Origin of the sequence: Nostoc sp. ChiQUE01b (assembly GCF_034531255.1) — a bacterium.
GTDB lineage: Bacteria > Cyanobacteriota > Cyanobacteriia > Cyanobacteriales > Nostocaceae > Nostoc.
In genome coordinates this window covers 1-13,160 of record NZ_JAVRBM010000095.1, presented here as the reverse complement: position 1 = coordinate 13,160, position 13,160 = coordinate 1, and the positions used below count along the sequence as shown (strand labels likewise).

General features: G+C 39.9%; 10 protein-coding genes. 5 read left to right on the top strand and 5 right to left on the bottom strand.

The genetic code is table 11. The features are described from left to right. Positions 1–142 precede the first annotated feature (142 nt). Complete coding sequence (locus tag RMY63_RS35395; protein WP_322733172.1) at positions 143–1,444, bottom strand: dihydrolipoamide acetyltransferase family protein; 1,302 nt, start codon at positions 1,442–1,444, stop codon at positions 143–145. A gap of 533 nt (positions 1,445–1,977) precedes the next feature. Here RMY63_RS35395 and RMY63_RS35390 point away from each other — a divergent pair. After that, on the top strand, positions 1,978–2,499 hold the full coding sequence (locus RMY63_RS35390; protein ID WP_322733171.1) for a hypothetical protein: 522 nt from the start codon (positions 1,978–1,980) through the stop codon (positions 2,497–2,499). 105 nt (positions 2,500–2,604) lie between these two features. On the opposite strand, the gene RMY63_RS35385 is transcribed toward RMY63_RS35390, so the two are convergent. Continuing rightward, positions 2,605–3,054: a YlqD family protein gene (locus RMY63_RS35385; RefSeq protein WP_069072569.1), complete on the bottom strand. Its 450-nt coding sequence runs from the start codon at positions 3,052–3,054 to the stop codon at positions 2,605–2,607. A gap of 42 nt (positions 3,055–3,096) precedes the next feature. Beyond that, the gene (locus tag RMY63_RS35380; RefSeq protein ID WP_322733170.1) at positions 3,097–5,073 is read right to left on the bottom strand and encodes an AMP-dependent synthetase/ligase; all 1,977 of its coding nucleotides are present in this window, start codon (positions 5,071–5,073) and stop codon (positions 3,097–3,099) included. Positions 5,074–5,323: 250 nt separating this feature from the next. On the opposite strand from RMY63_RS35380, the gene RMY63_RS35375 reads away from it, so the two are divergent. Next, a complete protein-coding gene (locus RMY63_RS35375) occupies positions 5,324–5,569 on the top strand; it encodes a hypothetical protein (RefSeq protein WP_322733169.1) in 246 nt (81 codons plus the stop codon). Between the two features lie 597 nt (positions 5,570–6,166). Here RMY63_RS35375 and RMY63_RS35370 read toward each other — a convergent pair. Next, complete coding sequence (locus RMY63_RS35370) at positions 6,167–8,746, bottom strand: hypothetical protein (protein WP_322733168.1); 2,580 nt, start codon at positions 8,744–8,746, stop codon at positions 6,167–6,169. Between the two features lie 403 nt (positions 8,747–9,149). Between RMY63_RS35370 and RMY63_RS35365 the strand changes: the two genes are divergently transcribed. Beyond that, positions 9,150–9,401 carry a transposase gene (locus RMY63_RS35365; RefSeq protein WP_322733167.1) on the top strand — a complete coding sequence of 84 codons (252 nt, stop codon included), beginning with the start codon at positions 9,150–9,152 and terminating at the stop codon, positions 9,399–9,401. Here the strand turns inward: RMY63_RS35365 and RMY63_RS35360 are convergent. Beyond that, positions 9,354–10,319, bottom strand: coding sequence for an RsmB/NOP family class I SAM-dependent RNA methyltransferase (locus RMY63_RS35360; RefSeq protein WP_322733166.1), 966 nt, complete (start codon positions 10,317–10,319; stop codon positions 9,354–9,356). The genes RMY63_RS35365 and RMY63_RS35360 overlap by 48 nt on opposite strands. Before the next feature lie 313 nt (positions 10,320–10,632). Between RMY63_RS35360 and RMY63_RS35355 the strand changes: the two genes are divergently transcribed. Further along, on the top strand, positions 10,633–12,054 hold the full coding sequence (locus tag RMY63_RS35355; RefSeq protein ID WP_322733165.1) for a DUF2157 domain-containing protein: 1,422 nt from the start codon (positions 10,633–10,635) through the stop codon (positions 12,052–12,054). Between the two features lie 197 nt (positions 12,055–12,251). After that, positions 12,252–12,962, top strand: a complete 711-nt coding sequence (locus RMY63_RS35350) for a GDYXXLXY domain-containing protein (protein ID WP_322733164.1) — start codon at positions 12,252–12,254, stop codon at positions 12,960–12,962. Positions 12,963–13,160: the final 198 nt, after the last annotated feature.

Below are 13,160 nucleotides of genomic sequence, written 5' to 3'. Positions count from 1 at the left end.
AAACTCATGTTGAGACGTAATATCACTACATAATTTGTCCATCAAAAATTTCAGTCTAAGTATTATTTATTGTTAGCGCTACTCTACGAAAAACTGCTGTTTGTTGATAGCGCTAACGTTTAAATTTGGTGTCTTTTCAAAACTACAGCGTCAAAGATTGAGGATTTGTCTCAATCAATTTTGCTAAATCTTGCAAGAACGCCGCAGCATGGGCACCATAAATAATCCGGTGGTCAGAAGTAATATTTACCTGCATTTGTTGCCGCACGCCAAATAAACCGTCGGGTGTTGCTACTACTTGCGGACGAGATGCCCCGATCGCTAAAATTGAGCCTTGTCCCGGCGGCAAAATCGCATCAAATTTATCCACGCCAAACATCCCCAAATTGGACAGGGTGAAAGTACCACTGTTGTATTCTTGGGGCTGTAGTTGTTTTGTCCTCGCACGTTCTACCAAAGACTTCCAAGTACGCGACAGAGAATATATATCTACTGCGTCGGCATTTTGCAGCACAGGTGTAATTAATCCGCCATCATCCATCGCTACTGCTACGGAAATGTTGATATCAGAATGATAAACAATACCCTGGTCTGAGTAGCTACCATTTAATAATGGGTGTTTTTGCAATGTCACTGCTACAGCTTTCGCCAATAGCGCTGTCATTGTCACACCTTTGGATTTAATTTGTTTATAAAGTTTGTCTAATCCATCGGTGGTAATTGTATAACCGACACGGAAGACGGGTACGGATATGGTAGCTACCATGTTCCGCACTACGGCATTTTGGAAGGTAGTTAAAGGTACGGTTTGACTAGGAACAGCCGCCGCCACGGGTGCGGGTGCTGGTGTCCGAGGTGCTGGGGGTGCAACTGGAGCATTGGTTGGTACGGGTGCTGGTGGGGCAACTGGGGCAGGGGTGGGTTGTTTGCCTTTATTAGACAATGCTTCTACATCTTCGGCAACAATGCGTCCGTGAGGGCCACTACCTTGGAGTGTAGTTAAATCAACTTTGAGTTCTTTGGCTAACTTGCGGGCGCGGGGTGAAACTACAAGCCTTCCTTCTTTGTGGTTAGACCCGTTTTGAGACGCCCCGGCAGGTGTTGCAACTGAGGCTGTGGCGGCAACTGGTTCAGGGGAAGAGGTAGGAGTAGCAGCCGCGCCGCCAGAATTGGCAACAGATTTGGCAGTTTCAATTTCAGCTTCCGTTTCGGCGATGAAGGCGATCGCAGATCCTACCGGGGCAGTTTCACCAGCTTCAACTATGATATGGGCAAGAAATCCCTCATAAAAGGTTTCTACATCCATATCTGCCTTATCTGACTCTACAACCACCACTGTTTCGCCTTTTTCCACTTTGTCCCCAGGCGATTTCACCCAGGAGACGATTTTGCCTTCCGTCATGGTGGAACTCAGCGCCGGCATAAATACTTCGTGAATGCTCATAGGGTGGTTTGGAAATCAATGGTTTATGGACTTTAACAGTTTTTGTCAGATCGAATTGTATCTTGATAGGAGAGTTTTAGACTGTTTATATTTTAGGTTGAGATTGGGCATGGGGCATTGGGCATTGGGCAAAACAGTTCCTTTTTTCCGAGTTCCCAGTCCTGAGTAAAGAAGCAAGATTCCCAACTCAGCACGGGCTAAACGCCCCGCTACCGCTAACATGACTCAGCACTCTTGAGGGGCATTGGTTATTCACTGATGACTAATAAATAACTCTAGGAACCTAAATATAGCTTAGAGGTCTATAATACAGAGCTATCCTCTATGGTTAGCCAATATCTCGATCTTATTTTAGTCATTGACTTGCAAAAACCACCACGAGTTTCTCACAGATTAAATGGGATTGCTATTTAATATTCCTCATAACCACTACTTAAGATACAAGAGCTTCTCACGGATAGAGGATATAGGATGTAGTTCAATCTAGAATTCAAAATTGGTAATAAACCTATTTGAAATTCCTGTTTACTTTTATGTCGGCAAAGCTGAAATTCTTTTTGATTGTGATATTAAGTATCTCTGCCACGGCTGGTGTTGGAGTTTATATTATCCAACATCAGCAATCTGCACCGATTGTTGAGACTAGTGATGGGCAAACCCAGCAGATGGGAGCAATACATCAGTCTCAGGAAGTTGCAGTATTTTCGGAGCGTTCCGATTATCAAACTATACCTTTAGAAAAACTTAACTCATCTCTCCAAGGCAGTAATCCTACTACCCTCGCCCTGAATGCCTTTGAGGAGATAGCAGTGGGAGGAACGCGAAAGATAGATGTAGTTTATCCGCAACCAAATCAGGCGTTAGTAACGATTACGCAAATTAAACAAGGTAAAAATTCAGTTGGGATGGTTAAATATCGAGCAGAGATGACAACCTTTGGGCGATCGCTTTTTATTAGCTCACCTCCAGTGTGGCAAATTGTGTGGGCTGGCTCTCAGGCAGAATGTTGGTCTGGGAGCCGCTCTCACACTAAGTTAAATCACATCTGTGATTAGTGATTGGTCAGTAGAGACGCGATTAATCGCGTCTGTACAATGGTCATTGGTCATTAGTCAGAAAACAAATGACAAAGGACAAATGACAAATGACAAATGACAAATTTAAATGTCGCCGCGAATTTCTTCGACAACGCCATCGCGCAGAACGATTTCGACTTGCATTTTGCTAATCAGGTTATCACCAGTTTCTACCCGGAAAAACCCTTCCATTTGGAATTGGTTGACTTCCTGATCTTGCTGGAGAAACTGCACTTGCTGGAGGTTTTGCAGCAACTGATTTTTCTGCTCTAAAAATTCACTCTTCTTTTGATTGACTTGGAGTTGGATATTGTCAATTTGTTGGAGGGTCTGGGGTCCAGGTGGTTGCAGACTCTGCTTTTGAATTGCCGCGATCGCTCTTTGTCCTTCAACGTCTAGCTGTTGCAGTTGCTGATCGAGTTGATTGATCTGGGTTTGCAGCTGCTGTTGTACTTCCTCTTTCCAGAGGGGAGTCACAATAACTTTGACGTTAACGACGCGTTTCAGGAGTAAATTAGATTTGGAGACATCCATAAATATTTCACGTTCACTCTTTACAGTTAGCAGGTGGAATGATCAGGCAAACATGCCGTCAATAATATCGCGATAGCGTTCCGTGACGACATGTCGGCGAACTTTTAGTGTTTGTGTCATCAAGCCATTTTCGATTGAAAATGGTTCCAGGATGAGTTTAAACGTTCCGATGCGGTCATCCGGTCGATAGCCTGGACGATTTTGGACTTCCCGATTCAATTCTTGGCGAAATAAATCCTGGATCATTCTACTCTCGAAGTCAATTTTTTGACTATCTGAGGAAGTCACCCGATCGCCCAGCGTATCCAGTGTTAGATTCTGACTTACTGCCCATTTTTCTAAGGCTTCGACATTGGGAACAATTAAGGCTCCCAGGCTGCGCCGATCTTGACCTATGAGCATAATTTGATCGATGTATGGCGATCGCAAACACGCATCTTCGATCGGCTGTGGCTCGATGTTTTCCCCGTTAGTCAATACAATCGTATCCTTCGCCCTGCCAGTCAGCACTAAGTCGTCTTGTGGTGTCAGCCAACCCAAATCGCCGCTATCAAACCAACCTTCAGCATCAATTGCTTTGGCTGTCGCTTCGGGATTTTGGTAATAGCCTTGCATAATCTGCGGGCCCCTCAACAATACTAAGCCTCGCTTCTCTATTGGTAAAGGTGCTTTTGTCTCAGGATCGACGATTTTAGCTTCTGTAGCTGGAAGTGGTTCCCCTGATGCACCAATCAAATTTCGCCAAGGACGCCGCACATGGGTAACAGGAGAAGTTTCTGTCAAGCCATAGCCTTGCAAAATCTGCACACCAATAATTTCAAAGAAATTATCTATGTGTCTGGGAAGCGCACCACCACCGCTAATCATCTGCTTAACTTGTCCTCCTGTGGCTTCCCGAACTTTGGCGTAAACCAGTCGTTCTCCCAAGGCATGGAGGGGTAACAAAGCCGATGCTTGTATCCTAGCTGCTAATCGTTCGCTACCTGAAGCATGAAGATTATTTAAGCTCAACCCTTGAGCAACTCGCCGCGCTTTGATATATTTCTCGCTAAAGCCGAATAAAGAGTTAATTAGGCGTTGCTTGTTGGCTGGTTGTTCCCGGAACTGCTTTTGCGCTCCTTCATAAATTGATTCCCACAGGCGGGGTACACCCACCATGTAATTGGGTTTAAATTGTCTCAAATCCCCTTTTACGGAGCGCAAGTTGGTATAAACTTGGGTGCAACCTTGAGAGAGTAGGTAATATTCAACAGTTCGTTCGTAGCTGTGCCACGAAGGTAGAATACTGAGAACGATATCGCCAGCATTTGGTTGCAATACTGTCCCAAATGTTGTTACTTGGTGCATCAAGTTACTATAAGACAGCATTACACCCTTGGGTTTGCCCGTAGTACCAGAGGTGTAAATTAGGGTTGCCAGAGCGTCACGATTTTGCTTGACGGGCACAAAATTATGACTTTTTCCAATTTCGAGCAACTGTGAAAAGTTAAGTACCTTTAGGGTTTCGTCTGTTGGTGGTGCTTCATCGGAAAGTAAGATTACCACTTCTATTGGTAAATCTTTGAGGCGGTCTTGTAGTTTTTTAAGTGTTTTTAAATCCTCAACGACGATCGCTGTACTGCCGCTATTCGTGATAATAAATAGCAATTCTTCTTTTTCGGCTTGGGAACTACGCACCGCATCAACGCCTCCAGCAGTCATTATGCCTTGATCGGCAATAAACCACCGAGGACTATTATCAGCAATTAAGGAAATGCGATCGCCTACCTTTACTCCTAACGCCTGTAACCCAGCAGCAAATAGTTGCATTTGCTCTGCTAACTGGGTATAAGTAATCACTACTTCTGGTTGAGCGTGAGGATTGCAAAGAGCGACAACATCACCAAATCGCCCGGCTGCCAAAGGCCAAATTTCTGGCAGCGATTCTACATTTGTGTAATCTACCAACCGCTTTAATGCCTGCCGTTCTCGCTCGCTGATGTTAGATAAAAAAGAAGACGCAGTTTGGGTTTTTGACATAACACCTTACCTAAATATTTTTAACTGATTGTTTTCCAGCTTATTTTGTTATTAGGTTACAATATCCGTCCTTATTATCCACATTCCCTTCTGTGTATGATAATTCCAGGAATTCCACGTTGATATTTACAAAAATTTATGTTAAAGTTAATTTACATAGAGTGCAAGCAATGATTGTGTTTGCATCAAAGAACAGCGATGTCTACGACGGGCTACGCCTACGCCTATGTTTCACAGGAGATAATTACCTATGAATTTTATCGACGGCATCATGCTAACCTTGCTCAATATTGCTGCTTGCATAGCGTTACCTAAAATTTTAGCTATCCTTTTGGCTGATAAAACCAAACTTCCTGAAGCCTTGGCGAATAGTTCCAAATTACAAGCAGCCAAAATTGAACTTACAAGTTTTCCTTATTGTACAGCTTACCAATTGACAGGTAGTCAATACTGTAAATTCAGTCCTGATTTTTGTGCCAACTGTTCTCCAAATTGATGGACTATTCGCCAGAAAAAATTCCTCAGTACTTCCGAAAACCAGCAATTCAATTAATTCTTCAACACATATTCATTCTCATTTCGACAGCTTGAAATCCCCAGCTTATTGAAAAAGTCGGGGATATTTTTGTTCGTAACTCCTGCAAGGATTACTAAACTTCGTCCATATTCATAGTTAAACTGAGTCTAGCCAAGTAAAAAGCATCATCACCATCGCGCTCTTGAGTATAGAGTTGCTATGTCACGGTGTTGAGCTGAGATACACATAATTTTAGGCAAGATGGTCTGGAAACCCCTAATATATAATATAGGTTTCAGCAATAATGATGGAGAGAAGCGGGGAGCAATCGCACCCTCTCAAAAGATAACGGGAAAAGTCAGGTACATGACTGTTTCATCCACGACGCTATGTCTGCAAGGCACAGTGAAGCCTAAGCAGCTAGCCATCCTCATAATTATTAAATAGGCTATGGGAATAATTTAAACTGTACTGTAAGTGTTTGAGTAAATAAAGATTAGTGAAAAACCACCAGCTTTTTACACTAGTAGTTTTAGTTGAAAAATATTTTTAAAGGTATTGCTTACAATATCCAAACTATTGTCGTGTCTTCACAATACCAGATATCCCTGCTAAAAATAATGGAACTGTAACCCAACTGAATAAAGTGATAAATTTCGCATAAATATCATAACTAATTAAATCCAATTTTTGTCTAATAAACATAATCGATACGGGCTGAGAGGAAGGAACCCATTTGTCAGTAGATGGAAATTGGATTACTGGAAGAGTTATCTTTACAGCAAGCAAAAAGGCATCCATTGATGTCCAGTCTTTATGTTTAGGATGAATACTTAGTTTATTTCCATTTAACTGTTGTTTTTGTTGGTTAATCCGTTCAACCACTTTTGGATTATGTAAATCGCTAACTGTTGCTGTCCATTCAAGCTCTACTGAATTTGGATTATTAAATAATAGCCACGAAAACATTAACACGGGCAAAAAATAGAAAAAGAATAGTCGATTAGTTGCTGTACCGTAGCGAATTGTAAAGTCTAAAATTCCATCATATATTTCCTTTCCAGAAATCAGCCATAGACGTTTAATCAATCGGAATAGCCCATAAATATGTTGAACTTTAATAGTTTTGAATAGTACACAAACTTGTATTTTATCATTCTTTTCTGGATTTTTATCCGTAATAAACGGACGTAAATCTGTACTAATTCTCTCTCTTCTATTTCGACGCTGCATTGCTACATAAACGTAGTTTGCATCAATCTGTGCGCCTTGATTCTGAAGCCAATTCTCCATGAAGATATAAGTACTTTCATTAAATTTAGTAGTTGCATCTAAAAATTTGATGTATGGATTTTTACGCTTTTTTGTCCACTTAGTTTCTTGTACTTCAGGTTCTGGTAGCTCAAGCTGTTTAAACTCAAATCCTTCCAAATTCAGAATTTTTTTGTGCGGTAGACAACCTGTAATTTTAAATTTTATAACTTTTGTATAAGCTAAGTTGAGTGTACTTTTTTCGGGTAACTTATTATCAATATGGATAATTAAAGAATGAATTATACATTCTTGGAAGTTTGCTTCTTGTTGTTGAGAGCTTGCATTGATAATCTTACTTAAATTGCAGGAAAAATCGTTGCCTATTTCTGCACCTTTTAATTTTAAGCCGCCTATAATTGTTGTCTTTTCTAAATTTACCGAGCTTGAAATACGCGCTCTTATTAAATTTAATTTACCATTAATTTCTGTATCATTATTTATAATTTCTGTATCATTATTTTCATAAGGCTTACAATCTATGCTGCCTAAAACTTCTATTCCTTTAAAAACTGCATCTTTGGCAATGTTAGCAGAATTTAAACTTATAGTACCTGTTACTCTAGCCCCAGCACAATTAAAATTACCACTAATTTCGGTACGTTTATCACCACTCATTTCGCAGTCTATTTTGCTTTTAATAGTGGCTCGCTTTAAATCTATATCTCCTGAAATTTTTGCTCCGCTAAAATCAAGTGAACCTTGAACTTCTACTTCAACTAAATTAACTTTTCCTAGAAATTCAGTTCGATGATTTCTTAGGGAGCGACAACATATATTTCCTTTTATATTAGCTCCTTTGAAATCTATATCTCCACATATTTTTGTGCCACTTAAATAGACTGACCCTGTAATCTGTATCCCGGAGAAATCAATTTTACCATCAATATTATTTTTTTCATCAGGATCACGAATAACTTCATCATTTTCTTCGTCAGGATTGCAGAAAAAAATATTTCCTTTAATTTTAGCTATTTGAAGGCTTATATTTCCATGAATTGTGGCTCCATTAAAATGAATAGATGGAGAGATTTTACATCCACCTAGATTAATATCTCCATTTATTTTGGTATAGTGCAAAGGATTATTTTTCTGATCAAACTCAGGCTGAAAATCTAATCCTCCTTGAATTTCACAAAGTTCAAGGTTTAGTTCACTCCCAATCTGAGCCCCGCTAAAGTCTGCTCTACCTAATATCTTGGCACCAAGCATAAATATACCACCGTCAATTTCAGTGCAATAACTATGCTTGCTATCGGTATTACAGAAAAACTCACCTTGAATGTCTATACCTTGAAGAACTAATTCTTTGACAATCTTTATCCCGCTACAATCAAAATCGTATAGTACTTTAGCTCCAATGAAAGAAACATCTTCTTTGCATATCGTTCGTTTTTTCGGCAAAGAGGAGAGTGTTAACTTCCCAATATGACTGTGATTAAAGTTCAATTTTACGTCAGCTTTTAATGCTTTAGCATTTATCCAGCCTTGAACATGAATCCGCTCAAAATTTGGTAAATTCTTATCCTCTTCATTATCAGCTTTAATCTTTGCTTCGGTAAGTATTAAATTACGCTCAATTTGTACATCACAGAAGTTAACGTTACGCTCGAAAACACATTTACTCAGATCAAGTGTTCTGCTAAAATGAGCTTCACTTACATCAAAACGTCCTCTAAAACTTGTATTGTGGATAACTAACTTATGATCATAATTTACTGAGTTTAATTGAATATCACCTTCAACTATGACATCATCAATAGGTTCAATGCATTCATTCCTAGAGATACTTTCTATTAAATCTCTAGCTGAAAGTATTCTCTGACCATCTGAGTTCTTGCACATGGTGATGTAATAAAGTAAGGACTTATGATGTATACATCTTGAGAATGCAGTTTTTCGGACTGTAGAAAAATATTGGTCTGGTGGCGAGTTTTGATACCAGTATAAAAAGTGGAGACTTATATTTACTAAAGTATCTGTCCCTACTTTCGGAATACTTTGAATTAAAAATAAAATATCTCTCTTTAGATAGATAACAAAATCTTTGATAAGATAGCTGCGACAGCACAACCTTATTGTGATATCGAGCCTCAAAAGTTAGTTCTTCTGAGTCTAAAAAAGTAGCTCAACTTTGTCCTTAGCTTGATGTTGAGTTTTAAACCTATCAAAATGTGAGTTTGGTATTGAGCCGAGATACGTGTAATTTTCGGCTCAATACCGTCACAACATACTTATCACCTTGAAAATGAAAAACCGTTTGGTAAAACTGATTGATAAAAGTATTTTACGCAAACAGGCGTTAATTGAGTCTATCAATGACCATCTCAAGAATAGGTGTCAAATAGAATACTCTCGGTATTGTAGTGTGTTTCACTTTTTAGTCAATTTAATGACTGGTTGGCTGCTTACACCTATTTTCCCAAAAAACTTATACGCACATCATATAATTTTAATTTTTAAAATTTTGGTAGATATACAGCGAAGAGATTGTATTTAAATCTACTTCTTTAGGCTCATCTTTATCCGCATTATTATTTTTCAATAGGACTGTAAATGCACCAGCACCTAACCTATCTTGAGGAAATATCCGATAACAAGGCATCGTGCTTAAATGAGATTGATATTTGGCTAAATTACTAATTTCTATCGCTTTAAACTGGGGAAACCGTTCTAAAAACCATTCACAAACTTGCTCATTTTCTTCGGGCGAATATGTACAAGTCATATAAGCAAGATAGCCTTGTGGTGAAACAATTTTAGCAGAGTTAGCTATAATACGCTTTTGCCGATTTGCACTCTTATTAATAGCAGTTGGGTGAAAACATCCAGGTGCTTTTTCACCTTTTGCAAGTAAAGATTGTCCAGTACACGGAGCATCTACTATGACTAGATTGCTAGAGCCGGTAAACATTTCGGCAAAAATACTGGAATCTCGATTAACCACTGCGCTAGGGCTAACCTGGCAACGCTTCAAATTGTAAATTAGCATTCCCAGACGTTTACCAATTACTTCATTACTGATAAGCAATTCAGGTTTTAAAGCTCTCCAAGCGAAGATACTTTTACCTCCTGGTGCGGCACACATATCAAAAACTAAACGCATTGACTCAGGAATAGCTAATAAAGTAGTAGCTGCAAACACCGAAGAAAAATCTAAACAATAGAAATATCCTTTTTCATGCAAAGGATGCTGACCAGGTTTTTCTCCTAGAGATAAGCGATCTATAAATTGTGGTTGCCAAGAAGTTGGTGTTTCCACTGCTAAAGGCGAAATATCTGGTTTTTCTTGACACCAAAGAATAGTAGGTGAAAAAGGCTGAGGATTCATTAAAGCCTCAATAAATTTTTCTTGCTCATCTAGATTAGTAAACAAACGCCGCGAGACTTTAAGTAATAAATTAGAAGGTTTTTCCATGTAGATTATGAATTATAAATTACGAATTAGTACGTTGTAAGCTGATGCGCGAAAAGAATTATACATTTTTGCATTCAGACCGTCTTAAATCAATTGGTCATCTGGACTTTGAAATACAAATGACTAATGACCAATGACCAATGACAACTCTCACGATTAAATATACAAATTAAATGCGTAACAGCTTATCTGAATCAAAATCAAACTGTTACACAAGAACAATGTAATTAAGGCTTTTGGCTTCATACTCAAAATATAATGACCGCCATTGGGATCGCAATGGCCAAGCTACCCCACTGCACCGGAGAAGGTCATGTTCTTAGATAGTTTTCAGGAAAAATTACGCAAACAAGCACAACTATGGAGGGATGAAGGATTAATTAGTTCTTCGCAGTATGAACAGATAGCAGAACGTTATCAATTTAAAAACCTGGAAGCTGCTGCACGCGATCGCAATAAAGCAATTGCGATCGCTATCGGTAGCATACTTTTATGCTTAGGCATAATTACCTTTGTATCAGGAAACTGGCAGGGAGGATCGCGAGAAGTCAAAATTATTCTGATGATGAGTTTGTTTTTTGCGATCGCCATCACTGGATTTTACACCTGGAGGCCACTTGAAGGAAAGAAGCCAGAACGAAGCAAACGCCTATTGGGAGAAGGATTGTTAATTTTAAGCGCCTTCATCTTCGGTGCAAATTTACTGCTGATGGCCCAGATGTTCAATATCATCGGTTCAACTTCCCAACTGTTTCTCGCTTGGGGATTCGGTGTTGTAGTCATGGCCTTCAGTTTGTCTTTAAATTCTTTAGGAATTCTGTCAATTGTCCTTGTGGAAATCGGCTACTGGACTGGACTAGAAGACTTATGGTACGCAACAGGAGAGTTAACTTGGTCGCGGCTAGTAGTGCAGCATCTGCCTTTGTTGGCATGGCTGGTATTTGTACCCTTAGCCTACTTCTGTCGATCCCGTTGGATTTATGGTCTAGCAGCCTTTGTTTTTGCTAGTTCCTTACAAGCTAACCTTAATCCACTGCCACTGCTGAATTATGCTGATATAGCTCCTTGGGTGGCATCTTTTGCTTTTGCACTGCCACCTGCATTATTCTGGAGTTATGATGATTTACTGTTTCCAACGATAAATTACAGATTGTTTCAATCTTTAGCCCGTAATTTAGCGTTGGTATGCTTTGGCATCGTCTTTTACGTTTTGTCTTTTCGTTGGGTCTGGGAATCTCCAGATAATAGTTTTAATCAGCCAACGAATTTGACAAACTTATTCGAGTCTCTGCCGATTATCGATTTGGGGATTCTCAGCGGTTTGGCGGTATTACAATGGTTGTTTCTACTGCGCCAAAGAAATAATCCTCCGCGCCGCGAAGTGATTTTCACAACTGCTGTCATTAGTACATTTCTTGTCTTTATTGCAATAGTACCTTTTTGGCATCAAACTATTAGCCGGATTGATGAACTTGGCATTTTTATTTTCAATGTACTTCTTGCAACATTAGCCTGGGGACTAATTCAAGAAGGATTGAAATTAAGCAAGAGAAGTTCCTTTTGGGGCGGTATGCTGTTAGTAACACTGCAAATTATCAGTCGCGTGCAGGAGTACGACACCGACTTACTTTTTAAATCGCTAGTCTATGTCCTGTGCGGTTCTGCTTTAATTAGCGCTGGACTCTGGTTTGAACGCCGCCTACCCGGTGGCTCTAGCTCTACAAGTAAGAAGTAGGGCAAATTCAGAATTCAGAATTCAGGAGTCAGAATTCAGGAGTCAGAATTCAGGAAAAGTTCACTAAATCTAAAATTGAATGATTCCTAACTCCTAACTCCTAACTCCTAACTCCTAACTTTTAAAGTTTCTCTGCGTCAGTCCTAATCTCGTTACTTTTGAACTCCTCAAGACCTCTGCTTTTTAGGACTACGCTCATGACTAATACTTCTTCTGAATCTAAGAATAAACCCTTGTCTCCCGAAGCCGAATTTTCCAATAAGGTGACTTTTCGGGATTACTTGATTGCTACTGAACAAAAATCGAATAAGCCCTTACCTTTTTGGCGGTTACTAGCTCCCCTGGTGCTGCAAACAGGGCTAATTATGGCAGTACCAGCCCAAGCAGTTTATACAGACGTAACAGGTAAGACGGTGATTTTGCAAACCGTACCTGTAGACCCTAACAATGCGATCGCAGGTAACACCTTAGCCTTAGATTACAACATATCCCGTACCTCAAATTTGAGTAGACTACCTGGCTGGCAAACATTAGTCAGCAGAGGTCGGGGAAGCGGCAGAAGATTGCCTGAAGGAACCAATATTTACGTGACTTTGCAAGAGCAATTCTCTACTGGTCGCGGTGTTCCGAGAGCTTGGAGACCGTTACGAGTAAGTAGCGATCGCCCCACAACTCTCAGAGCTAACCAAGCAGCCTTAAAAGGTGTTTATCAGGATGGCTCTGTTAACTACGGCTTGGAAACATATTACATCCCAGAAAACCAACGGCAGCAGATTCAAAACGACTTACAAGCCCAACGCGCCCGCAGAGGACAAGTACCACCTATTGTGGTAAAAGCGAAAGTAGATCCACAAGGTAAAGCAGTGCCACTTAGTATGTGGGTGCGCGATCGCAACTATCGTTTTTAAACTGTTAAGAAAATAAACAGTGCATGTTTACACCACGCCAGGTTTGTCTTTGAAGTTCTGAGCGGTGACTTCCGACGCTCAGAATTTTTTGTTTGTTATTAGACATAAGAGTGAAAATTAATTCTGCGTTGCCCGAAATCCTTGCGCGGATTTCTCACAAAATCTGAAAAAATGGGATCAAAAACTGCGACAATGTAT